Genomic DNA, 22472 nt, shown 5'->3' with positions numbered 1-22472 from the left:
TGATTGACAGCTTGGTGCGGCGCTGAGCGCCAGAATCGAGACATCTGCACAAGGCATGGGCCTTGACAGTGGTTTTTTATTTTCACACAGGAGACCTCCATGCACATTTCCAAACGCGATTTTCTGGCCCTCAGCGCTGCCACGGGTGCCTCTTTGGCCCTGCCTGCTTGGGCACAAGGCAAACCCATGTTTGAAACGCTCAACATGTTTGTGCCTGCGGCCCCCGGTGGCGGTTGGGACGGCACAGCCCGCGCCATCGAGCGCGCTGCCAAGGCTGCTGGCTTGGTGGGCAATATGGCCTTTGAAAACGTCGGCGGCGCTGGCGGCATGGTGGGCCTGCCCCGCTTTGTCAACCAGCGCAAAGGCCAGGGCAACATCCTGATGGTGGGTGGCTCGGTGATGATTGGTGCAGGCATCGCCAACAAGAGCCCCGTGACCATCAAAGACGTCACGCCCATTGCACGCCTGACCGAAGAAGCCGGCGTGATCGTGGTGCCTGCAGCGGGCAAGATCAAAACTTGGAAAGAGCTGGAAGCCGCCATCAAAGCCAACCCCAAAGCCGTCTCGGTGGCCGGTGGCAGCGCAGGCGGCACCGACCACCTGATCCTGGGCATGCTGATCAAAGCGCTGGGCAAAAACCCGCGCGAAGCCGCTTATGTGGCCTTTGCAGGCGGCGGCCCCGCCAACGCGGCCATTCTGGGCAACCAGGTGGTGGCGGGTATTTCTGGCTATTCCGAGTTTGAAGAACAAATCAAGGCCGGCAAGATGATCCCTCTGGCCGTATCGGGCAAGAGCCGCATACCTGGCGTGAACGTGCCGACCTTGAACGAACTGGGCATCAACGTGAGCGAATCCAACTGGCGCGGCGTGTTTGCAGCCCCCGGTATCAACGATGCACAGCGCAACAACTTGATCGACTTTGTGACCCGTCTGACCCAATCGGCCGGTTGGAAGCAAGAACTCGAGACCCGCAAATGGACCAATGCCTTCATGACTGAGCGCCCTTTTGAGCGCGATTTGGCCAAAGACATTGCCGACAAAGAAATCTTGATGAAAGAACTGGGTCTGGCATGACGCCATTGCGCCTGGCCTTATTGCTGTTGGCCGTGTGCGGCGTCGCCGCATGGCAGCTCACGGTCATTCCGCAATCGCTGATGCAGATGACCGTGGGCCCGGTGCTGGCCCCTGCCGCCATCGTGGCGGGGCTGACCCTGGTGGCGCTGCTCTACGGCTTGAGCGCTTGGCGCGGCCAACAGGTGGACTTGAGCCAGGAAGCCGGGCAAGAAGCCCTGCCCGGCTCAACCACCCGCCTGCTCAGCTTGTTGGGCGGTGGGGTGGCCTTCATCGTGTTGGTCATACCCATGGGTTTTATACTGCCGGCCACCCTGTGCGGCATGTGCATTGCCCGTGCTTTTGATGCCCCTTTCAATGGCAAGTCACTGCTCGTGTGCGGCTTGATTGCCAGCGTGTTCTGGTTTGTGTTTGCCCGTTTGCTGGGCGTGGGCCTTGGGCCTGCACTGCCTTGGTTGATTTGAATCGGATACCCCATGGAAGCTTTTGACGCCCTGATGGGTGGCTTTGCCATTGCTTTGCAACCCACCACCCTGATGTGGGGTTTCATTGGCTGCTTTGTCGGCACACTGGTGGGTGTGTTGCCCGGCATTGGCCCGGCGCTCACCATCGCCTTGCTGCTGCCCCTGACTTACCATGTGCCCGCCACCAGCATGTTCGTCATGTTCGCCGGCATCTACTACGGCGCAGCCTATGGTGGTTCCACCACATCCATCTTGCTCAACACCCCGGGTGAATCGGCAGCGGTGGTCACCGCCTTAGAGGGCAACAAAATGGCCCGCCGTGGCCGCGCTGGTCAAGCCCTGGCCACCGCCGCCATCGGCAGCTTTGTGGCCGGCACCATCGGCACACTGGCCCTCACCTTTTTTGCGCCTCTGGTGGTCGATGCGGCTTTGGCCTTTGGCCCGGCCGAATACTTCAGCCTCATGGTGCTGTCGCTGGTGGCCGTGTCCGCCGTACTGGGCAACTCCATGTTGCGCGGCTTGGTGGCCCTGAGCCTGGGCTTGCTGCTGGGCATGATCGGCGTCGACCTGCAAACCGGCCAGCCGCGCTTTACCTTTGGTCGCCCCGAACTGCTCGACGGCATCGAAGTCACCGTGGCTGCGGTGGGCTTGTTTGCTGTGGGCGAAGCGCTGTACTTGGCCTGGCAAGGGCGCGAGTCCAAGGGCGGCGAAGTCATGAAGCTTTCGGGCAGCCTCTGGATGAGCAAAAAAGACTGGGGCCGCTCCTGGAAGGCGTGGTTCCGGGGCGCATTCTTTGGCTTTCCGATCGGCGCCATGCCCGCAGGTGGAGCCGAGTTGCCCACCCTCTTGTCTTATTACACCGAGAAAAAACTCTCCAAACACCCAGAAGAATTTGGCCAAGGTGCAATTGAAGGGGTGGCTGGGCCTGAGGCCGCCAACAACGCCGCAGCAGCAGGTGTGCTCATGCCCTTGCTCACTTTAGGCATCCCCACATCGGCCACCGCCGCCATCATGCTGTCGGCCTTTGAAGGTTATGGCATCCAGACCGGACCACAGCTTTTCAGCCAGCAAGGCGGCCTGGTCTGGACACTGATCGCCAGCCTGTACATCGGCAACGTCATCTTGCTGGTCTTGAACTTGCCCTTGGTCAGCCTGTGGGTCAAGTTGCTCAAAATCCCGCCGCCTTGGCTGTATGCAGGCATCATCGTCATCTCGACAGCGGGTGTTTACGGCGCAGGCAACTCGGTGTTCAACGTCGGCATGTTGTTTGTCTTTGGCCTGCTGGGTTACTTGATGCGCCGCTTTGACTTTCCGGCCGCGCCCCTCATCGTTGGCTTGATTTTGGCGCCCATGGCCGAGCAGTCCATGCGCCAAGCACTGACCATCAGCCAGGGTGAATGGTCCACCTTCTTCACCCGGCCCTTGTCGGGCAGTCTGATGGCGGTATCTTTGTTGCTGTTGGTGGCGCCAACGCTTTGGCGACAAATTCGCAGCAACAAATCCCTATTGAAGTAAAGCTTTTGATACGTATTTCCCCTCTTCAAACAGCATGCTTTTTTTGATTTGATATGCACTTTCTATTGTCTTAGAACCAAATTTAAAAACATGAGTCACGACGACAACTCCCCCATTCAAAGACGCGACTACCTCAAGTGGATGGGCGCGGCCGGTCTGGCCGCAACGGGTGTGTCGGGCCATGCCCAATCGGCCTGGCCCAGCAAGCCCATCCGCTGGATCATCCCTTTTGCGCCTGGCGGCACCTCCAGCATCGTGGCCCGCGGCATTGCAGCCCAGCTGACCAAGCAAATGGGCCAGTCTTTTGTCATTGACAACAAAGGCGGTGGTGGCGGTGTACCCGCCATGCAAGAAATGCTCCGCGCTCCAGCCGACGGCTACACCATCGTCATGAGCCACATCGGCCTGATGGCGGTCAACCCCCTGATCTACCCCGACAGCGGCTACGACGTGAACAAAGACTTTGTGCCCGTGACCTTGCTGTCCCGCGTGCCCAGCCTGTTTGTGGTGCACAAAGACGTGCCCGTGACCGACATGAAGTCCTTGGTCGCCTACGTCCGCGCCCGCCCCGGTCAGCTCAACTACGCATCTGCCGGCAACGCCAGCGCAGGCCACCTGGCCATGGAAGCCCTCAAACTGGCCACCGGCATGTTCATCACGCACATCCCCTACCGCGGCACAGGCCCCGCGCTGAACGACGTGCTGGCGGGTCGCATTCAACTGATGTCTGCAGGCACACCGGCCCTTTTGCCGCACATCAAGAGCGGTGTTTTGCGCTGCATTGCCACAGGCACCACCGAGCGCATTCCGGTGCTGCCCGACGTCCCAACCGTCATGGAGGGTGGCTACAAAGACTTTGAAACCGTGCAGTGGTACGGCATCCACGCCCGCGCCGGCACACCTCCAGAGATCATCAACCGGCTGCAGCAAGAGTGCGCCAAGGCCGTCAAATCGCCCGAGGTCATTGCGCAAAACGCCGCCGAAAGCGCCATTGCCGGTGGCGGCACGCCTGCCGAGTACGGCGCCTACGTGGCCCGTGAACAAGCCCGCTGGAAAGACGTGGTCATCAAAGGCCAGATCCGACCCGGCTGAAGCCTGCGCGGCCTGGTCTTCTATCGAGGCCAGCAGCCCTCGCCCCCAATCAACCCCTGCAGGGCAGCTTGCAGGGGTTTTTTTGAGGGTGCTGCCTCACTCACACCTCAGCTTTTGGACGTGCGCCGGCTTTGCAGCATGGCCACGTTCATCTCGCCGTCGAGCGCTGACGCATAAAAACGCTCGATCATCTGCACCGATGTTCTGGCGTTGCGGGCCAATGTCAGCATGTCGATGCCCTGGCCATAAAGCAGCCGAAACATGATGGACGTGTGCCGCAAACAATACAGCGTGCGCAAACGGCCCATCGCATCTTCTGGGGCCACACCCGCCTCGCGCATCACCCATTTGAACCAAAAACCCAACACGGCCAAGGCGTAATTGCGATCCGTCTCGGCGGGCAAAAACACGTAGTCTTCTGGCCCGCCACGGCCATCGCGCTGCGCCTGCGCCAGTGCAGCCTCATAGACCTGCACCGCCGGGCGCAATGTCACCATGGGCGCGTCGTGGCGCTTGGTCTGCGGCAAGGTCATGCGCAAATACACACTGCTGCCCCGCACCACCTGCACATGCTTGTGCTTGAGTTGGCGCAAATCACCGGGACGCACAAAACTGTTGACCATGAAGCGAATGGCCCAAGCCATGTCGGGTGGCAAACTCAGGTTGCGCGGCTGCACCCAAAAACGCTCGCGGTGACCGGCAGAGGCCTTGACCTCGGGGGCCTTGTCACCGTGGCGGGCCAGGCGGTGCGCGGTGCGCACCACAGCCGCATACTCCTTCAGACTCAGCATGGAGCGGGGCCGGTTGGCCACCTTGATCGTGGGCAACTCGGGCACTTCACGCAAAAAACCGTGGCGAATGGCCAGCTTGAGCAGTTTGCGCACCACCACCAGGTATTGCGACACCGTGGTCGAACTCAAATGGGCGTCTGTCAAGCGCTTGACAAACGCGTCCATCATCACCGGCGTGACCTGAGAGGGCGGAATGTATTTGAAATACGGCAACACATGGGCGTCGAGGCGGTTTTTCAAAATACCCACCGAAGCCGCACTCAACTCGCCGCGTTGGACGCGCTGGTTTTCTTGCGCAATCAACTGATCGGCCAATACATCGAAGTTATTTGAGCGCATCGCCCCTTGCGTCATGACCGAATCGGTCATGACCGATCGCTTGCGCGGATGGCTTTTGGACCGATGTGGGGTCGAAGGGGCGTCGTCCAAACCATCAGACCCCTCCTCGTCTTCAAATTTATTGTTTTTAATGTTTTGAGTTGACCCCCTCTGTCCCCTCGACATCTCCCGCCATGCATCAGGACTGACCACATAAAACACCGGCTGATTGGCATCCAAAATGGCCACGGCAGATGCACCCGATTCCCCTACGATGTTCAAGGGTTTTACCAAGAAGTCGTCAAGGCTTGCGCACAAGAAACCGAAGAGAGGGCGGACGGTCATGAGAAGCTATAAAAAAATAGAATGACATTCACATAATAACTCTTTATTCTCAAATAATGTCAAAAATGTAGCTGCTCTGGCTACATTGGCAGCCACTGGCACCGCTTTCGCACAGTCGTCCGTCAGCATCACTGGTACAGCTGACATCGCTTACATGAACGTGGGTGGTGGCAGCTCGGTTGTTAAGAACCAGACTCTTAACTCAAGCTACAACGGTTCTTCTACCTCTGCTATCAACTTCGTTTCTTCTGAAGATCTGGGCGGTGGCTTGCGCGCAACTGCTCGCGTCGAGCTTGATCCCCGCGCTATTCTGGTTGATGGCGGCAGCATTGCTACTCACCAAACGTTTGTTGAACTCAGCGGCGGGTTCGGTGCTGTCAAACTTGGTCGCGTCAATACTCCATCACTTGACGCCTTCGGCGCTGCTTCTCCATTGGGTACCGCTGTAGGTGGTGGCTATGGCCTGACAAACGCTGGCGTGGGCATGGCTACTCGTCACGCACGTTCCGTTCGTTACGACACTAAAGCAATGAATGGCTTCACTGCAGCCGTTCAGTATGCTCCTGGTGCTGACAACACTACCGCCGATTCTTTTGCAGGCATCCCCAACCAGCGTCAAGTAACTGAAGTGGGTCTGCGTTACGCCAAAGGCCCCCTGACTGTTGCCTTCGCCAACATCAGCTCTGACGGTACAACCAACTTGGTCACGGCGACCGTTGTGCCTGTCAACACCGCAAAATCCAGTTTCCAGACCATTGGCGTCAACTACGCGATCGGCAGCACGACCCTGTTTGCTGGTTGGAACAAGGGTGACACCATCGGTGCCGCTGCATCTGCTGCAGGCTTGTTCCCACTGGGCGCAATTAACGCAAACCAAGCGACCGACGGTACCCGTTTTGGTCTGCGCCATGTGATGGGTGTTATCACCCTGAATGGTAGCTACGCAAAGCAGGACATTGGTGCGATCACACGCAAAGTGACTGGTTTACGTGCTGAATACGCTCTGAGCAAGCGCTCTGCAGTTTACGCCGCCTACGAAAACTTCGACACTGGCCGCGCAGCCTCTGCAGCTACCAATGCGCTTGAAGGTGGCAAGATCAATACCACTGCTATCGGTGTTCGCCACACTTTCTAATCACACACTGGCGCAAGCCAGTTGAGGTTTAGAAAATCAAAAACCCACCGTGACAACGCGGTGGGTTTTTTTTACGCTTGAACGCTGTCTCTGCAGCGACTGAATCTATTCAACGACAAGGGATAACGCGGGTGACGCTCAAGGCAGCGGCTGATAGATTGAAACGTCCATAGGATGTTCAACATGCACCCAGCTTTTTTCTCTGCCCGCACCCTACAAGCTGCCGCGCAGTCTGTATCGCACTTCCCAGCAAAACACGCCATTCAACTCGGCCTGTCCATTGCAGGCCTCATGTTATTGACGGGTTGCGTCAGCCTGCCCAAAGAAGCCCCTCCAGCCAAAGTGGCCTGTCCTGAGGGCGTTCCTGCGGGCACAGAGTGTTTGCGGGGGCAAGACTCGGCGGGCTCGCATTATTTGATCGCCACGCCCGCCAAATGGAGCGGTGTGCTGGTGGTGCACGCCCATGGCGGCCCTGCACTGGGTGAACCCAAAGCGTCACGGGCTGATGAAGACATCAAGCGCTGGGCCATCACCCTGACAGAAGGCCATGCTTGGGCGGGGTCGGTGTTCAGGCAAGGCGGCTTTGCCGTGACCACGGCGGCCGAAGACACCGAGCGTGTCCGCCGCATCTTTGTGGACCATGTGGCCAAGCCCCAACGCACTTTGTTGCACGGGCAATCTTGGGGCGCCATGGTGGCCACCCGGGCGGCTGAGCTTTACCCCAAATCATGGGAAGGCATTTTGCTGACCAGCGGCGTGGTGGCCGGACCCACCACCTACGATTTCCGTTTGGACTTGCGTGCCATCTACCAGCACCTGTGCCGCAACCATCCCCGGCCCGATGAGCCGCAGTACCCCTTGTCTTTGGGCTTGCCTGCCGACAGCAAAATGACCGCCGCCGAATTGGCCAATCGGGTCAACGCTTGTCTGGGCTTGCGCAAACCAGCAGCACAACGCACGGCCGAGGAAGCCCAAAAAATTAAAACCATCGTCTATGTCTTGAAAATCCCAGAAAACTCGATCGTGGGCCATGTCAACTGGGGCACCTTCACCTTGCGCGATGTGGTTGAAAAAAGCGGCGGGGCCAGTCCCTTCGGCAATGACACCGTCAACTACAGTGGCTCCGCCAACGATGCGGCCTTGAATGCCGAAGTGCTTCGCTTCAAGGCCGATGCCAAGGCAAGCGCCAGGTTTGATGCCGACGTGAACCACCAAGGCCGTTTCAAAGTGCCGGTCTTGACCACCCACGGCATCGGCGACTCCACCGTCTTTGTCGAGGGCAGCGACACCCTTCGCCAACGCATGGAAGCGTCTGGCAACGGCGCGCGCCTGGTGCAAACGTATGTGAACTCCTCAGAGCACAGCTATCTGGGCGATGCGATTTACCCACCGCTGTTTGAGGCGCTCTTGACATGGGTCAACCAAGGCACCAAGCCCACACCTGGCGGTATTGCCGCGCGATGCCCAGCCTTGCGGCCTGCGCAAGCGGCTGAGTGCCGGTTTGACACCGCTTACACGCCTCGCCCTCTGGCCAGCCGCATCGCGCCGCGCTGAACGAGGGCAACAATCTAGAGCAGTCCCCTCAAGCGCCACGAGGTTGGCGCTTGCAGGGGCGTCCTATACTTCGCGCTTGTCCAGCGGGTACGTTGGCATCCGGCGCTGCGTCAGCGCTACCCAGACTGTTGCAAAGTTTATGGAACCCAGCCACCCCGTCACCATCGATCCTTTAGCCGCTCCAGCGGCAGCCAAAGAGACCGGCCGCACCAACGACCCGGCGCGCACCATGGCCGAGATCCTGGCCGTGGCCACGCACGAGTTTGCTGACAAGGGGCTCACGGGGGCGAGGATCGACGCGATTGCGGCAGCCACGCGCACCAGCAAGCGCATGATCTATTACTACTTCGGCAGCAAGGACGGGCTTTACCTGGCCGTGCTCGAAGAGGCTTACCGCCGCATGCGGGCCATTGAGTCGGATCTGCACTTGGGCGATCTGCCGCCGCTGGCGGCCTTACAAAAATTGGTCGAGTTCACGTATGACCACCACCGCGACAACGAGGACTTCATCCGCCTGGTGATGAACGAGAACATCCAGCGCGGCGACTACCTGCGTCAAAGCAACAACATCCAGCAGCTCAACTCCACGGCCATTCGCGCTGTGCGCGATGTGTACGAGCGTGGGGTGCAGGACGGCGTGTTTCGCCCAGGGCTAGAGCCAGTGGACATCCACTCGGCCATTTCGGCCTTCACGTTTTTTAACGTCTCCAACCGCCACACCTTTGGCGTGATTTTTCAGGACAAAGCCAGCCCCACCAAGGCCCAGACCCTCAAGCGCGAGCATGTGGTGGAACTGATCCTGCGCTTTGTCAGTCATTCCGTTACGGCATAACAGTTAGCCCGTCATAACGTCAAAACCTAGGGTAATCACCAATCCCTGAAAAACTAACCAGTTCGTACATTATCGAGAGTCCTGAATCGGAGACGTGTGTTGGTTCAAAAATTCATTGATGGTTTTTGCAAATTCCTGAGCGTTGTCATCGCCCTGTGTCTGGCCGTGATGGTGGTGTTGGTGTTTGGCAATGTGGTCATGCGCTACGGGTTCAACTCGGGCATCACCTTGTCTGAAGAATTGTCGCGCTGGTTGTTCGTCTGGATGACCTTCATGGGCGCGGTGGTGGCCCTCAGAGAACATGGACACCTGGGCACCGACATGTTGTTGAGCCGCTTGGGCCCGCTGGGCAAAAAGTGTTGCTTGGGTTTGTCTTACCTCACCATGCTCTTCATCTGCTGGCTGCTGTTCAAAGGCGCCTACCAACAAACCGTCATCAACCTGGGCAGCACCAGCGCAGTGATGGAAGTGTCTATGGCTTGGGTGTACGCCCCTGGCGTGGTGTTTGCGGTCTTGGGTGGTTTGATATTGCTGACCGACTTGTTTCGCTTGCTCACCGGTCAAGTGCGCGATGAAGACCTGGTCATGGTGCAAGAGTCCGAATCGGTACCCCACAACAGCCACGGCAAAGATTGAAGGCACAGGACACGCACATGACGATCGCTGTTTTTATTTTTTCCTTGCTGGGCGCCATGGCCATTGGCATTCCGATCGCTTTTGCGCTGATGGTTTGCGGCGTGGCGCTGATGTGGCACCTGAACATGTTCGATGCCCAGATCCTCGCGCAAAACCTGCTCGAAGGCGCCAACAGCTTCCCTTTGCTGGCCGTACCGTTTTTCATGCTGGCGGGCGAGATCATGAACGCAGGCGGCTTGTCGCGCCGTATCGTGAACTTTGCGATGGCCTGCGTGGGCCACATCAAAGGTGGCCTGGGCTATGTGACCATCATGGCGGCCGTGATCATGGCGGCCCTGTCGGGCTCGGCCGTGGCCGATGCGGCAGCGCTGTCGGCCCTGCTTTTGCCGATGATGGTGGCCGCTGGCCATGACCGGGCTCGCTCGGCGGGCTTGATCGCGTCGGCCAGCATCATCGCCCCGGTCATTCCCCCCAGCATCGGGTTCGTGATCTTTGGGGTGGCGGGCAATGTATCTATCTCCAAGCTGTTCATGGCTGGCATCGTGCCCGGCATCATGCTGGGAGCTGCACTGTGGGTCACTTGGTGGTGGTTGGCGCGTCGTGAGATGGTGCAGGTGCCGCCACGCAAATCCTTGGGCGAGGTCCTGGTGGCGATGCGCGAGGCCACTTGGGCGCTGGTCATGCCGCTCATCGTGGTGTTGGGCCTGAAGTTCGGCGTGTTCACCCCCACCGAAGCGGCGGTGGTGGCGGCCGTCTATGCCTTGTTCATTTCCACATTCGTTTACCGCGAGTTGGGCCTCAAAGACCTGTACCCCTTGTTTGTCAGCTCGGCCAAAACCAGCGCGGTGGTGATGTTCTTGGTGGCCGCCGCCATGGTGTCGGCCTGGCTCATCACCGTGGCCAACTTGCCAGCGCAATTGATCGAGATTTTGCAGCCCCTGCTCGACAGCCCCCGTTTGCTCATGTTCACCATCATGGTGATCATCATTGTGGTGGGCACCGCACTCGACATGACGCCCACCATCTTGCTGTTGACCCCGGTGCTCATGCCGGTGGTCAAGGCCGCAGGCATCGACCCGGTTTATTTCGGTGTGCTGTTCATCATCAATTGCGCCATTGGCCTGATCACACCGCCCGTGGGCACGGTGCTCAACGCGGTGGCGGGTGTTGGAAAAATCAGCATGGACGAAGTCACCCGAGGCGTGATGCCGTTCATGATCGCCCAGTTCACCATCATGTTTGCCATGGTGCTCTTCCCGGCCTTGGTCATGGTGCCAGCCCGCTGGTTTTATTGATTTTTCGGGGGTCGTCTGACCGGGTACGCCAGACGACGAGCCCCACAAATGACAAGCGTACGTCCGATTCACTTTAACTTTGGAGACATCTCATGAAACGTGTATTCATCAAATCCTTGATCGCGACCGTGGCTTTGGCGGCGGTGGGTGTGGCTTCGGCGCAAGACAAAACCATCAAGTTCGCCAACCAGAATGCGGCGGGTCACCCCATCGTTCAGGGCATGGAGAAGTTCAAGGAAATCGTCGAGAAAAACTCGGGCGGCAAGATCAAAGTCAACATCTTCCCCGGTGGTGCACTGGGCAGCGACCAGGCCAACGTGTCGGCCCTGCAAGGCGGCACGCTGGAGATGGCGTCCATGAACTCGGGCATCTTTGCCTCGCAAGTGCGTGAATTTTCCGTGTTTGACTTCCCCTTCATGTTCGCCAGCGGCCAAGAAGCCGATGTGGTGGTGGACGGTGCTTTTGGCAAAAAAATGCACGCCCGACTGGAAGAAAAAGGCTTGGTGGGACTGGGCTTTTATGAGCTGGGCTTTCGCCACCTGACCAACGGCCGCCGCGCCATCAACAAGGTGTCGGACATCGAAGGCCTGAAGCTGCGTGTGATCCCCAACCCGATCAACGTGGACTGGGTCAAAGCGCTGGGTGCCAACCCCACACCGCTGCCCTTCCCCGAGCTGTACGCTGCGCTGGAACAAAAAGCCGTGGACGGCCAGGAAAACCCAGTGGCCACCATCAACGGCGCCAAACTGTTTGAAGTGCAAAAGCACATGGCCCTGACCGGTCACCAGTACAACCCCCAGTCGGTCGTGATGAGCAAGAAGTTTTGGGACACCTTGTCTGCCGCTGAAAAGAAAATCGTGAGCGACGCGGCTGCCGAGTCCTCCAAGTTCCAGCGCACCCAAGCGCGCGCCCAAGAGGCCAGTTTGCTGGAGAACCTGAAGAAAAACGGCATGCTCGTGACCAGCTTGCCACCGGCCGAAGTGGCCATCTTGCGCGACAAGATGAAGCCCGTGATTGCCAAGCACGGCGAGGCGATTGCCGCCACCGTGACCGAGCTGCAGGCCGAGCTGGCCAAGCTGCGCAAGTGATGGCGCAGGCCATGGTCCAGCGCAAGCTGGCCATGGCTTTTTCCTCTGAACGGCATTCGCCCACCTGGCTTCACCCTGCAACATGATCAACGGCAATACCGAACTCATCGCCCACATTGGCTACCCCACGCACACCTTCAAGTCGCCGATGATTTACAACCCGTACTTCAACGAGGCGGGCATCAACGCCGTGGTGGTGCCGATGGGTTGCAAGCCAGAGAACTACGGCGCACTCTTGAAGTCGGTGTTCATGCTGGAGAACATCCGGGGCGCGCTGATCACCATGCCGCACAAGGTCAGTACCGTGGGTTTGATCGATGAAGTCACCGCCACCGTGCGGGTGGCGGGGGCTTGCAACGCGGTCAAGCGCTTGGCCGATGGCCGCTTGGTGGGCGACATGTTTGACGGCGCAGGCTTTGTGCGCGGCGTCCAGCGCAAGGGCTTTGACCTGAGCGCCAAACGCGCACTGGTGGTGGGCACGGGCGGTGTGGGCTCTGCCATTGCGGCATCGCTCGCGGGTGCGGGCGTTGCGGCCATCGGTTTGTTTGACGTCCACAGCGCTTGCAGCCAAGCACTGGCCCAGCGACTCCAAGACAACTACCCCCATATTGAGGTGCGCACCGGGTCGAACGATCCAGCGGGGCACGATCTGGTCGTCAACGCCACGCCCTTGGGCATGAACGAAGGCGATCCGCTGCCCCTGGATGTCTCGCGGCTGTCGCCCGAGACTTTTGTGGGCGAGGTGGTGATGAAGGCCGAGACCACCGCATTTTTGGCGGCCGCCCAAGCGCGCGGCTGCCGCACACAGGTGGGCACTGACATGTTGTACGAGCAAATCCCTGCCTACCTGGAATTTTTTGGCCTGCCCACGACCACTGCCGAAGTGCTGCGCCGTGTGGCGCAATTGAGTTATTGAATAGCCCACTGGAGCCTTGAGATGAGCTTGAACAAAGTGGACCGCGAGGCCGTCCCAGAAATGCCCAACCGATTGGGCATCGCAGGCATTGAATTCATCGAATACGCCACCAGCCGCCCGCAGGCCTTGGGTCAGGTGCTCGAAAACATGGGCTTTCGCCCGGTGGCCCGTCACCGCTCTCGCGAGGTGACGCTGTACCGCCAGGGCAGCATGAACCTGGTGGTCAACGCCAGCCCCGACGATGCGCGGGTCAGTGGCACGGTGGATGGCCAACCCGTGATCTCTGCGGTGGCATTCCGCGTGCATGATGCTCTGAAGGCGCACACCCGCTGCCTTGAGCTGGGTGCCTGGACCGTGGACAGCCACGCGCAGGCCATGGAACTGCACATCCCCGCCATCCATGGCCCGGGTGGCAGTCGCTTTTACTTTGTAGACCGCTGGCAAGAGTTCTCGATCTACGACATCGACTTCAAGCCCATTCCCACGGTCGATCCGAACCCGCCTGCGCTGGCAGGCATGCGCTACTTTGGCGTGGTGCAGTACATCGGTGCCGCCCGCAGCGCCGACTGGCTGACCTATTACGAACACATGTTCGACTTCAACAGCATTCCCGACGAAGAGCGCTTTGGCATCTTGCCCAAGGGCAAGCTGATGAAAAGCCCCTGCGGCAGCTTCTTGTGGCAACTGGTGGAGCCTGAGCCCTGGATGGATGCCGATGACAGCCCAGAATCTTTGCAGCGCATGGGCTTGGGCGTGCCCGATGTGGGCCAGGCCGTGGCGGCGCTCAAGGCGCGTGGGGTGGAGTTTGTCGAATCCACCCGGTTGCATCCTGAAGACCGGGGTGCGCTCACCCGCGCCACGCTGGGCTCGGTGGCCTTTGAACTGGTTCACCAGTGAGGCCGCGCATGAACATGCTTGACGGCTACGGCATGGACACCATCACCATGGCAGGCACGCTAGAGGCCAAGCTGGCCGCCATGAAGGCGGTCGGTTTTTCTCAGGTGATGCTGATGGCGCGCGATCTGGTGACTCACCCTGGGGGCGTGAAGGCTGCGGTGGAGGCCGTGCGCGAAAGCGGCATGCGGCCCACAGGCTTTCAGGTGTTGCGCGATTTTGAAGGCCTGTCAGGGCACCTGCACAGCTACAAACTCGACATCGCCAAATCGATGCTCGAGATGTGCGCCGCCACTGGCAGCCAAGTTTTGCTGGTGTGTTCGTCCACTTCGCGTCACGCCACACAAGACCTTGACGCCATCGCCGCCGACCTGAAAAAACTCGCCATGTTGGCCGTGCCGCTGGGCATCCAGATCGCCTACGAAGCCCTGTCTTGGGGCCGCACGGTCAACGAGTTCACCACCAGCTGGGATGTGGTGTGCCGCGCCGATTGCCCCAATCTGGGCATTGGCATCGACGCCTTCCACATCTTCGCGGCCAAGACTTCCTTGGACGCCATCGAAGAACTGGACCCGTCCAAGATTTTTTTGGTACAGCTGTCGGACTTCATGTGGCAAGAAACCCCGACCTTTGAAGAACGCATGACCACGGCACGCACTTTCCGTGTGTTTCCAGGTGAGGGCGTGCACAGCGAGCAGCTGGCCGATCTGGTGCTGCGCTTGGACCGCATCGGTTACCGGGGCGATTACAGCTTCGAAGTGTTCAACGACGACTACCAGCAACTGCCGCTGGACACGGTGGCCGAGCGCGCCCGCAAGAGTGCCACTTGGTTGCATCAAGACGTGCTGCACAAAGCGGCACCCTTGCCTGCTTGGGTGCGGGGAATTTGAGGTCGAAGCTTATTGGGGCTTTCCCTGATGCGGCTTGTATGGCATTGGACTGGCCCTAAGATCGTTCAACGCCGTCATCTCATTTTGGGCGTTGCCTTCCATTCATCACAGGAGATATTCATGAATTTTGTTCGCCGCAGTTTGACGCTGGCATCCTTGGTGGTGGCCAGCGGTGTGGCATCTGCCCAAGCCTTCCCGGACCGTGAGTTGTCGGGTGTGATCATGTGGGGCGCCGGTGGCGCTACCGATGTGGTGGCGCGCGCAGTGGCCCCGTTTGCCGAAGAAGCCTTGGGCAAAAAAATCATCATGCAAAACAGGTCAGGCGGTGCAGGGGCCATCTCGACCAATTTTGTGAACCAGCAGCCATCGGACGGTTATACCTTGCTGATGGGGGCAGAAAACCCACAGTTGCACGGTGTGTTGGGCTTGGGTGAACTGGACTATTCCAAGTTTTATCCGGTGAACATTTTGGGCCGTGGCATTGTGGTCATCGTGGCCAACAAGGACAAGCCTTGGAAGTCTTTCAAAGACGTGCTGGCCGAGGCCCAAGCCAACCCCGGCAAAGTCAAGATGGGCTCGACCGGCCCCGGCGGACTGCCGCACAGCGTGGGCTCCATGATTGGCACCCTCACCAAGATGCCTGTGACCGCCGTGCCCTTTGACGGCGAAGGCCCAGGCCTGACAGCTTTGCAAGGCGGGCATGTGGACTTCATGCCCGTGGGCTTGGGCGCTGCGTCTGAGCACATCAAGGCAGGACGCGTGAAGGCCTTGGCGGTGCTGAGCGACAGGCCTTACGAGGGCATTCCGGCCTTGACCGCTGATCTGCCGGGCATTGGCAAGTATTTGCCTTGGGGTCCGTTTTATGGCGTGTTCGTCAAGCGGGATGTGCCCGATGCCGTCAAGGCCAAGCTGACGGCTTCCTTCAAAACCGCGGCCAGCAACCCCCAGTTCGTCAAACTGATGACCGACCGCGGCAACGTCATGATGAACGTATCGGGCAACGAGGCCGATGCCTTCTTGAAAAAGTGGCAGTCGGTCACTGCCTGGACACTCCAAGAGGCTGGTGTCGCCAAGAAGTCGCCCGCCGATCTGGGCATTGCCAAGCCCTGATGCAGGCTTGCAGCGGAGATGACCATGCCTGAGAAGAAATCACGTTTGCCCGGTGAGTTGACGTTCACACTGTTGCTGATGCTGGGCAGTTTGTATTTATTACATCAGGCCTATGGCATCTCCGGTTTTGAATCCATCACCTCGGCCGGCGTTTTTCCTATGATGTCGGCCTTGGTGATGGTGATCACGGCCCTGATCGCCTTGTTTGGTGTCGCCCAGCACCCGCTGGTCGCGCCGGATGATGGCGAAAGCCCTTCAAGCCATTTCATCCGGCGCATCACCCCGCAGGTGTGGGTCATGTTCACCACAACGGTTGTGCTCTTCATGTTGCTGTTGTCCAAATTGGGCTTCGTGTTGTCGGCCTATTTGTTTTTGGTGCTGTCCATGCGATTGCTGGGCAGCACGCGCTGGCTCTTCAACGCGCTGTTGAGCGCGGTCTCGTTGGCCGTGGTGTACCTGATTTTTCAGACGGTGTTTTCTGTCATCTTGCCCAAAGGCACCTGGTTGACGGGGTTGTGGACATGATGCAAGCGCTTGAATTTTTCTTGATTTCGTGGACCAGCCCCTATCTGGTTTTCTTGATCGCGGCGGGCACCTTTGCTGGCATTTACATTGGCGCCATTCCCGGTCTTTCCGTGACCATGGCGGTGTCTATCCTGATTTCATTCACCTTCAAATGGCCTGTCAACGATGCCTTGGCCCTGATCTCGGGCATTTTTCTGGGGGGCGTTTATGGCGGTTCGCGCAGCGCCATCTTGCTCAATATCCCAGGCGCACCGGCAGCCGTCGCCACAACGCTGGATGGCTACCCCATGGCCAAGCGGGGTGAGGCGGGTGCAGCCATTGGCTTGACCACCGTGATGTCGGTCATCGGCGGTTTTGTCGGCATTGCCGCCTTGGCGGTCGCTGCGCCAGCCTTGTCTGATTTTGCATTGATGTTTGCTCCGCGCGACTACCTGATGCTGGCCATTTGGGGAATTTTGCTGGTGGGCGCTTTGTCGGGCGGCTCATTGGCCAAGGGCATCTTTGCAGGTGCGTTGGGCGTGCTCATTGGCATGGTCGGTCTGGACCCGATGACCGCCGAGCCGCGCATGACGTTTGGCAACATGCAATTGACCGCTGGTATTTCTTATGTGGCTGCGATGATCGGTTTTTTTGGTGTGGCCGAGGTGTTGGTTCAACTGCATGAACTCAAACTCAAAGCGGTCAAGCAAAACGTCAGCAAGATCATTCCTTCTTGGGGTCTGATTCGCAAGTACTTGCCTTTGTCACTGCGCACCTCGGGCATTGGCGTGGTGGTGGGTGCTTTGCCGGGTGCGGGTGGTGATATCGCAGCATTGATGGCCTATGACCATGCCAAGCGAACCGTCAAAAACCCCTCACACCCTTTTGGTGAAGGCGCTCACGAGGGGCTGGTGGCACCTGAATCGGCCAACAACGCGGCGGTGGGTGGTGCCTACATTCCGATGATGACACTGGGCATTCCAGGCGATGCTGTGACGGCCGTGATCATCGGCGCACTCTACATTCATGGCCTCAAACCAGGTCCGATGTTGATGATCGAAACGCCCCATCTGTTTTGGTTCATTGTGGGCACGCTGGTGTTGGCCAATTTCTTCTTGCTCTTTTTTGGCCTGACCGGCATCAAGCTGTTTGCCAAACTGGTGGAAACACCCAAACCGATTTTGTTACCGATGATTCTGATCTTGTCGGCTGTGGGTGCTTACGCCATCAACAACAACCCGGTCGATGTCTATTGGATGTTGGGTTTCGGTATCTTTGGTTACTTCCTCAAGATGTACGGCTACCAAGTCGGCCCGATCATCCTGGGCATGATCTTGGGCCCCTTGATGGACCGCAGCTACCGTCAGGCCATGATTTCGGCCGAAGGCCAAGTGGGGCAATTTTTGGGCGAGTTCTTCACATCCCCCTTGTCAACGGTCATTTTATTGGCCTTGACACTGACCATCGTGAGTCAAACCGCTTTATGGAAACGCCTGATGCGACGTCCGTGAAGGTGAGCCTTCGGTCCACTGGTTGGGAGCGCTTCAGAGGACTGCTTCCAGTCCTTTTCTTTCAAGCAAACTAAGCAACTTGAGTGATGGGCCACTGGGCTTTTTGTCCCCCAACTCCCACTTCTGAATGGTTGAAATGCTGGTGTTGAGAATGGCCGCAAAAACGGCCTGACTCACATGCTCTTTTTCACGCAATTGACGAATCTGACCCGGGGAGATCGGTTTGACCTCCAGATTGCACAGGGCATCAAATTCAGCCATGCGTCTTTTGCTGATCAATCCAGCACGGTTAAGACCCATCGCTGTTTCATGGACTTCCGACAAAATTCTGCTTTTGCGTTTGGTCGACATTATTCTTCTCCTTGCAATTGAAACAACTGACCGGCGTCTACGGCCACGGCAATGGCTTGTTGATCAAAGTCCAGCAGCGTAGCCGCCAATTCCTGCAACACTTTGAGTTCGCTGGCATCGATGTTGGATCGTTCATTCTTTTCAAAACCGAATAAAAAAATCCAACGCTGTTCGAACTTGGTTGCAACAATTGTCCGAGCCCCAGCGCTTTTACCGCGGCCACGCAGTGCCACTCGCTTTTTGACCAAGTGACCGCCCAGATTGGCGTCAATCAAACCCTGCACCATTTCTTCCGCAGCACCCAAAATGTCCAAATGGGTGACTTGGCTCTTTCGCATCCAGCGTGCGAAGGCTTGGTAACAAAGACTTGCACGATTTCAGACATGATCGAATCATTGCACTAAGTGCAATAATTTCCAAGCAATCATTCAACGGTTAAGGCACCTGTGCTGTTCAAAAACTTCTGGCACGTCACAGGTGGCTCGCACAAGCGGTGGCGGTAGCCCAAAGATTGGGAGCTACGTCACCAACAGATCACTGCTGCGGTATGCCCGCCTTTTGAATCACATCGGTCCAGCGTTTGATGTCGGCATCGAGCAACTGGGCCAGTTGGGTGGGGGTGCTGGACTGGGCTTGAACGTTGAAGCCGGCCAGGCGCTGCACCATGTCGGGCATGGCCAAGACCTTGACCAACTCGGCGTTCAGGCGGCTGACCACGGCTGCGGGCGTCTTGCCGGGGGCGGCCAAGGCGTTCCATGACGACACGTTGAAATCGCTCAGGCCGGGCAACTCGCGCACCACCGGGGTTTGTGGCAAGTCCTTGGGGCGCTTGGCACCCATCACGCCCAGCAGGCGCACGGCTTTGGCGTTGATCTGGGGTTTGAGCGGGCCCAAGATTTCAACCGCCACATCGACCTGACCACCGCGCAAGGCGTTGATGACGGCGGGTGTGCCGTTGTAGGGAATGATCTGAGCAATCAAATTGGCCTGCGTGCGAAACAACTCGCCCGCCAAGTGCTGCGTGCTGCCAATGTTGATGGTGCCCATGTTGAGCTTGCCCGGGTTGGCGCGGCCAAAGCTGACCAAGTCAGCCAAGGTCTTGTGCGGCGATGTCTCGGGCACCACGATGGCGATGTCAAACAGGCCGAGCAAAGACACAGGCGCAAAATCGGTACGGGGGTTGAAGGGCAAGGCCTTGAACAAGCCCGCACTCACGGCCGTGCCGTTGGACATGAGCAACAAAGTGTGGCCATCGGGCTCGGCACGGGCCACCTGCTCGGCCGCCACGATGCCGCCCGCGCCAGGTCGGTTGTCGATCACCACCGGTTGACCCACGTTGACCGAAAGCTGTTGGGCCACGGCCCGCACCGTCAAGTCGGCCACGCCACCTGCCCCAAAGGGCACCACAATGCGCAGAGGTTTGCTGGGGAAACTGCTTTGGGCCCAGGCGGTGTTCAATGCCCCTGCAGACAAAAGGGCGGCTTGTACGAGGCGGCGGCGATTTAACATCTTGTCACTTTCGTCAGATCAAATCGGCTCATGATAAACGGCTACAAAGCGGCTCACCATTCGCTGAAACCCTCGGCAATGCCTTCGACCACCTTCGCCAGGTGCTTGTGGGTGTTGGCTTGGTGTTGGGGTCTGGTCGCTTGTTCGGGGATGCCCCAAAGCCCGCAGGCCGATAGCCCTCCTAAACCCGCACCTTTGCAGCAGCTGCCCTTGCATTTCAGCGCCAAAGACACCGCGCAATGGGACAAAATGGTTTTGCCGGGCAAGCTGCGCACGGCCTACAAACTTGAGCGCCAACCCCAAGGCTATGCCCTGCAAGCGCAGGCCGAGGCATCGGCCAGCATGCTGCGCCAGCGTTTGCGCATCGCACCTGAGCAATTGGGCCGCCTGACGTTTGATTGGCGGGTGGAGCGTCTGATTCCCGGGGCTGACATGCAGCAACGCGACACCGAAGACTCGCCGGTGCGCCTGATTTTGGTGTTCGAAGGCGACCGCCAGCTGTTCAGCCCCAAAAACGCCATGCTGAGCGAACTCACCCACAGCCTGACCGGTGAGCCCATGCCCTATGCCACCCTGATGTACGTGTGGTGCAACCAGTGCCCGCCCGAGTCGGTGATCGTCAACCCCCGCACCGACCGCATCCGCAAACTGGCAGTGGAGTCTGGCCCCGGCCGTGTGGGCACCTGGTTGAGCTACACCCGGAGCATTCGGGCTGATTTCGAAAAAGCCTTTGGCGAAGCCCCCGGCGCCCTGTTGGGGGTGGGCCTGATGACCGACACCGACAACACCCGCAGCACCACACGGGCTTGGTACGGCAAGGTGCACCTTGACTGAATGCACCAGTCCGGTGCGCGACAGGCACTTTGGGGGAATTCCCTCTGTCTGCAACAGGCACAAATGTTGCACACTTATCTGTCATACAACTGCAACGAACGAGGTGATTGAATGAAGAAATTAGCGCCCCAATGGCTGTCCGGTGTCCTCACCACTTCTTTGGTTTTGGCCGGTTTGGTTTCTGCAGGCATGGTTCAGGCCAAGCCCTTCAAATGGACCAGCGCCAGTGACATCCCCACGCTGGACATCCATTCTCAAAACAACGCCTTGGGCAACGGGGTGCACGCCGCCATTTTTGACTCGCTGCTCTACTACAACAGCAAAACCTTCAAGATCGAGCCGCGTTTGGCCACTTCGTGGCGCGAAGTCACGCCCACACAGCACCGGTTCAATCTGCGCAAAGGGGTCAAGTTCAGTGACGGCACCGATTTGACGGCCGATGACGTGGTCTTTTCTTTGGATCGCGCACGCGCCAAAACCTCCAACTTCAACATTTACGCCCAAGGCATCAGCCGCGTCGTCAAGGTGGACGCCCACACGGTCGACGTCATGCTGAGCGGCCCCAACCCGGTGCTGATCAACCAATTGACCGAGCTGCGCATCATGAGCCGGGCTTGGGCTGAAAAGAACAAATCCATGGAGCCCAAGGACATCCGCTCCAAGGAAGAAAACTTTGCCCACCGCAACGCCATGGGCAGCGGCCCCTACATGGTCAAGGAATGGCAGCCTGACCAAAAGTTGGTTCTGGTGAAAAACCCGCTGTGGTGGGGTTGGGCCAATGCACCGACCAACGTGACCGAAATCATCTACACCCCCATCAAGAACGAAGCCACCCGCGCCGCCGCTTTGCTGTCGGGTGAGATTGACTTTATCCTGGACCCCAGCCCGCAAGACTTGGGCCGCATGCGCAACAACGCCAACCTGAGGGTGGTGGACGGCATTGAAAACCGCACCATCTTCTTAGGGATGGACCAGCACCGTGAAGAATTGCCGGGCTCCAACGTCAAGGGCAAAAACCCCCTCAAGGACGTCAAGGTGCGCAAGGCGCTGTACCAAGCCATCGACATCGACACCATCCACCGCGTCACCATGCGCGGCCTGTCGCAAAATACCGGCGCCTTGGTGGCGCCACAAGTCAACGGCTGGACGCAAGGCGTGAACACGCGCTTCCCTTATTCACTCGACGCCTCCAAAAAGCTGTTGGCCGAAGCCGGTTACCCCAACGGCTTCGAGGTGGACTTTGCCTGCCCCAACAACCGCTACATCAACGACGAAGAGATCTGCCAGGCCATCACCGCCATGTGGGCCAAAGTGGGCGTGCGTGCCAAGCTGCGCACCTTGCCCTTGGTCACTTACTTCCCCATGATCCAGCGCTACGAAGCCAGCATCTACATGCTGGGCTGGGGCGTGCCCACCTTCGATGCACTCTACAGCCTGCAGTCGCTGACACGCAGCGTGGGCACAGGGGGAGATGGCAACTACAACGTGGGACGCTACAGCAATGCCCGAATGGACTACGTGGTGGACCGCGCCAAGACCGAGACGGATCTGCCGGTGCGCAACCGTTTGCTGACCGAAGGTTTGCAACTGTCCAACGACACCGTGTCGCACATCCCGCTGCACAACCAAGTGATTCCTTGGGCCATGAAGAAAAACGTGGAAGTGGTACACCGCCCTGACAACCGTCTGGATTGGACGCTGATCAAGGTCAACTGATGCTCGCTTTCATCTTGCAGCGGCTGATCCAGGCCGTGATCGTCATGGTCACGGTGGCCTTCATCGCGTTTTTGTTGTTCCAGTATGTGGGCGATCCGGTG

General features: G+C 58.7%; 21 protein-coding genes and 2 pseudogenes. 19 read left to right on the top strand and 4 right to left on the bottom strand.

The features are described from left to right. The first annotated feature begins 99 nt into the window (after positions 1-99). The 4 genes from Q1M54_RS14425 to Q1M54_RS14410 all read left to right on the top strand — a co-directional run bounded on the left by Q1M54_RS14425 (position 100) and on the right by Q1M54_RS14410 (position 4142). Positions 100-1074 carry a tripartite tricarboxylate transporter substrate-binding protein gene (locus Q1M54_RS14425; protein WP_300558591.1) on the top strand — a complete coding sequence of 325 codons (975 nt, stop codon included), beginning with the start codon at positions 100-102 and terminating at the stop codon, positions 1072-1074. Beyond that, positions 1071-1535, top strand: a complete 465-nt coding sequence (locus Q1M54_RS14420; RefSeq protein ID WP_300558589.1) for a tripartite tricarboxylate transporter TctB family protein — start codon at positions 1071-1073, stop codon at positions 1533-1535. The genes Q1M54_RS14425 and Q1M54_RS14420 overlap by 4 nt, the downstream gene beginning before the upstream one ends. Positions 1536-1547: 12 nt before the next feature. Next, positions 1548-3050 (top strand): tripartite tricarboxylate transporter permease, encoded by a 1503-nt coding sequence (locus tag Q1M54_RS14415; protein WP_300558588.1) that lies wholly within the window; start codon positions 1548-1550, stop codon positions 3048-3050. Positions 3051-3140: 90 nt separating this feature from the next. Continuing rightward, positions 3141-4142, top strand: a complete 1002-nt coding sequence (locus Q1M54_RS14410; RefSeq protein WP_300558586.1) for a tripartite tricarboxylate transporter substrate binding protein — start codon at positions 3141-3143, stop codon at positions 4140-4142. A gap of 107 nt (positions 4143-4249) precedes the next feature. On the opposite strand, the gene Q1M54_RS14405 is transcribed toward Q1M54_RS14410, so the two are convergent. Continuing rightward, complete coding sequence (locus tag Q1M54_RS14405) at positions 4250-5302, bottom strand: phage integrase SAM-like domain-containing protein (protein WP_300558585.1); 1053 nt, start codon at positions 5300-5302, stop codon at positions 4250-4252. 370 nt (positions 5303-5672) lie between these two features. Here Q1M54_RS14405 and Q1M54_RS14400 point away from each other — a divergent pair, with 370 nt between their 5' ends. The 12 genes from Q1M54_RS14400 (at position 5673) to Q1M54_RS14345 (ending at position 17961) form a co-directional block, all read left to right on the top strand. Next, complete coding sequence (locus tag Q1M54_RS14400) at positions 5673-6731, top strand: porin (RefSeq protein WP_300558653.1); 1059 nt, start codon at positions 5673-5675, stop codon at positions 6729-6731. A 183-nt stretch (positions 6732-6914) separates the two neighbouring features. Next, positions 6915-8285, top strand: coding sequence for a hypothetical protein (locus Q1M54_RS14395; protein WP_300558584.1), 1371 nt, complete (start codon positions 6915-6917; stop codon positions 8283-8285). A gap of 139 nt (positions 8286-8424) precedes the next feature. Further along, the gene (locus Q1M54_RS14390) at positions 8425-9117 is read left to right on the top strand and encodes a TetR/AcrR family transcriptional regulator (protein WP_300558582.1); all 693 of its coding nucleotides are present in this window, start codon (positions 8425-8427) and stop codon (positions 9115-9117) included. A gap of 99 nt (positions 9118-9216) precedes the next feature. Then, on the top strand, positions 9217-9753 hold the full coding sequence (locus tag Q1M54_RS14385) for a TRAP transporter small permease (RefSeq protein ID WP_300558580.1): 537 nt from the start codon (positions 9217-9219) through the stop codon (positions 9751-9753). A gap of 17 nt (positions 9754-9770) precedes the next feature. After that, the gene (locus Q1M54_RS14380; RefSeq protein WP_300558579.1) at positions 9771-11048 is read left to right on the top strand and encodes a TRAP transporter large permease subunit; all 1278 of its coding nucleotides are present in this window, start codon (positions 9771-9773) and stop codon (positions 11046-11048) included. Positions 11049-11140: 92 nt separating this feature from the next. Continuing rightward, the gene (locus Q1M54_RS14375; RefSeq protein ID WP_300558577.1) at positions 11141-12136 is read left to right on the top strand and encodes a TRAP transporter substrate-binding protein; all 996 of its coding nucleotides are present in this window, start codon (positions 11141-11143) and stop codon (positions 12134-12136) included. Between the two features lie 82 nt (positions 12137-12218). After that, positions 12219-13052 (top strand): shikimate dehydrogenase, encoded by an 834-nt coding sequence (locus Q1M54_RS14370; protein ID WP_300558575.1) that lies wholly within the window; start codon positions 12219-12221, stop codon positions 13050-13052. A 21-nt stretch (positions 13053-13073) separates the two neighbouring features. After that, on the top strand, positions 13074-13949 hold the full coding sequence (locus Q1M54_RS14365; protein WP_300558573.1) for a 4-hydroxyphenylpyruvate dioxygenase: 876 nt from the start codon (positions 13074-13076) through the stop codon (positions 13947-13949). A gap of 8 nt (positions 13950-13957) precedes the next feature. Beyond that, positions 13958-14836, top strand: a complete 879-nt coding sequence (locus tag Q1M54_RS14360; RefSeq protein WP_300558571.1) for a sugar phosphate isomerase/epimerase family protein — start codon at positions 13958-13960, stop codon at positions 14834-14836. Positions 14837-14956: 120 nt separating this feature from the next. Further along, positions 14957-15946, top strand: a complete 990-nt coding sequence (locus Q1M54_RS14355) for a tripartite tricarboxylate transporter substrate binding protein (protein WP_300558569.1) — start codon at positions 14957-14959, stop codon at positions 15944-15946. 24 nt (positions 15947-15970) lie between these two features. After that, on the top strand, positions 15971-16471 hold the full coding sequence (locus tag Q1M54_RS14350; RefSeq protein WP_300558567.1) for a tripartite tricarboxylate transporter TctB family protein: 501 nt from the start codon (positions 15971-15973) through the stop codon (positions 16469-16471). Further along, positions 16468-17961 carry a tripartite tricarboxylate transporter permease gene (locus Q1M54_RS14345; RefSeq protein ID WP_300558565.1) on the top strand — a complete coding sequence of 498 codons (1494 nt, stop codon included), beginning with the start codon at positions 16468-16470 and terminating at the stop codon, positions 17959-17961. Before Q1M54_RS14350 ends, Q1M54_RS14345 begins: the two co-directional genes overlap by 4 nt. A gap of 33 nt (positions 17962-17994) precedes the next feature. On the opposite strand, the gene Q1M54_RS14340 is transcribed toward Q1M54_RS14345, so the two are convergent. The 3 genes and pseudogenes from Q1M54_RS14340 to Q1M54_RS14330 form a co-directional block, all read right to left on the bottom strand. After that, positions 17995-18222: a helix-turn-helix domain-containing protein gene (locus Q1M54_RS14340; protein ID WP_366146260.1), complete on the bottom strand. Its 228-nt coding sequence runs from the start codon at positions 18220-18222 to the stop codon at positions 17995-17997. Between the two features lie 89 nt (positions 18223-18311). Beyond that, positions 18312-18656: pseudogene (locus Q1M54_RS14335) on the bottom strand (type II toxin-antitoxin system RelE/ParE family toxin); the annotation flags it as partial. Between the two features lie 190 nt (positions 18657-18846). Next, the gene (locus Q1M54_RS14330) at positions 18847-19821 is read right to left on the bottom strand and encodes a tripartite tricarboxylate transporter substrate binding protein (RefSeq protein ID WP_300558564.1); all 975 of its coding nucleotides are present in this window, start codon (positions 19819-19821) and stop codon (positions 18847-18849) included. A gap of 78 nt (positions 19822-19899) precedes the next feature. Between Q1M54_RS14330 and Q1M54_RS14325 the strand changes: the two genes are divergently transcribed. The 3 genes and pseudogenes from Q1M54_RS14325 to Q1M54_RS14315 form a co-directional block, all read left to right on the top strand. Continuing rightward, entirely contained in the window at positions 19900-20655 is a 756-nt protein-coding gene (locus Q1M54_RS14325; RefSeq protein ID WP_300558562.1) for a DUF3047 domain-containing protein, read from the top strand. 111 nt (positions 20656-20766) lie between these two features. Beyond that, on the top strand, positions 20767-22371 hold the full coding sequence (locus Q1M54_RS14320) for an ABC transporter substrate-binding protein (RefSeq protein WP_300558560.1): 1605 nt from the start codon (positions 20767-20769) through the stop codon (positions 22369-22371). Continuing rightward, positions 22371-22472 (top strand): annotated as a pseudogene (locus Q1M54_RS14315) (ABC transporter permease); the annotation flags it as partial. The gene Q1M54_RS14320 and the pseudogene Q1M54_RS14315, both read left to right, overlap by 1 nt.

The organism is Limnohabitans sp. Rim8 (assembly GCF_943326455.1).
Taxonomy (GTDB): Bacteria; Pseudomonadota; Gammaproteobacteria; order Burkholderiales; family Burkholderiaceae_C; genus Limnohabitans_A.
Note: the sequence above shows the minus strand (reverse complement) of the source record. Positions and strands in the feature narration are given on the sequence as shown.

Bases quoted from the DNA above. Each gene is read 5' to 3' on its own strand.
- Q1M54_RS14370 (WP_300558575.1), top strand. From the start codon at position 12,219: ATGATCAACGGCAATACCGAACTCATCGCCCACATTGGCTACCCCACG.
- Q1M54_RS14375 (WP_300558577.1), top strand. From the start codon at position 11,141: ATGAAACGTGTATTCATCAAATCCTTGATCGCGACCGTGGCTTTGGCG.
- Q1M54_RS14360 (WP_300558571.1), top strand. From the start codon at position 13,958: ATGAACATGCTTGACGGCTACGGCATGGACACCATCACCATGGCAGGC.
- Q1M54_RS14325 (WP_300558562.1), top strand. From the start codon at position 19,900: ATGCCTTCGACCACCTTCGCCAGGTGCTTGTGGGTGTTGGCTTGGTGT.
- Q1M54_RS14365 (WP_300558573.1), top strand. From the start codon at position 13,074: ATGAGCTTGAACAAAGTGGACCGCGAGGCCGTCCCAGAAATGCCCAAC.
- Q1M54_RS14320 (WP_300558560.1), top strand. From the start codon at position 20,767: ATGAAGAAATTAGCGCCCCAATGGCTGTCCGGTGTCCTCACCACTTCT.
- Q1M54_RS14415 (WP_300558588.1), top strand. From the start codon at position 1,548: ATGGAAGCTTTTGACGCCCTGATGGGTGGCTTTGCCATTGCTTTGCAA.
- Q1M54_RS14390 (WP_300558582.1), top strand. From the start codon at position 8,425: ATGGAACCCAGCCACCCCGTCACCATCGATCCTTTAGCCGCTCCAGCG.
- Q1M54_RS14395 (WP_300558584.1), top strand. From the start codon at position 6,915: ATGCACCCAGCTTTTTTCTCTGCCCGCACCCTACAAGCTGCCGCGCAG.
- Q1M54_RS14380 (WP_300558579.1), top strand. From the start codon at position 9,771: ATGACGATCGCTGTTTTTATTTTTTCCTTGCTGGGCGCCATGGCCATT.
- Q1M54_RS14340 (WP_366146260.1), bottom strand. From the start codon at position 18,222: ATGGCTGAATTTGATGCCCTGTGCAATCTGGAGGTCAAACCGATCTCC.
- Q1M54_RS14350 (WP_300558567.1), top strand. From the start codon at position 15,971: ATGCCTGAGAAGAAATCACGTTTGCCCGGTGAGTTGACGTTCACACTG.
- Q1M54_RS14405 (WP_300558585.1), bottom strand. From the start codon at position 5,302: ATGACCGATTCGGTCATGACGCAAGGGGCGATGCGCTCAAATAACTTC.
- Q1M54_RS14410 (WP_300558586.1), top strand. From the start codon at position 3,141: ATGAGTCACGACGACAACTCCCCCATTCAAAGACGCGACTACCTCAAG.
- Q1M54_RS14330 (WP_300558564.1), bottom strand. From the start codon at position 19,821: ATGTTAAATCGCCGCCGCCTCGTACAAGCCGCCCTTTTGTCTGCAGGG.
- Q1M54_RS14355 (WP_300558569.1), top strand. From the start codon at position 14,957: ATGAATTTTGTTCGCCGCAGTTTGACGCTGGCATCCTTGGTGGTGGCC.
- Q1M54_RS14425 (WP_300558591.1), top strand. From the start codon at position 100: ATGCACATTTCCAAACGCGATTTTCTGGCCCTCAGCGCTGCCACGGGT.
- Q1M54_RS14420 (WP_300558589.1), top strand. From the start codon at position 1,071: ATGACGCCATTGCGCCTGGCCTTATTGCTGTTGGCCGTGTGCGGCGTC.
- Q1M54_RS14345 (WP_300558565.1), top strand. From the start codon at position 16,468: ATGATGCAAGCGCTTGAATTTTTCTTGATTTCGTGGACCAGCCCCTAT.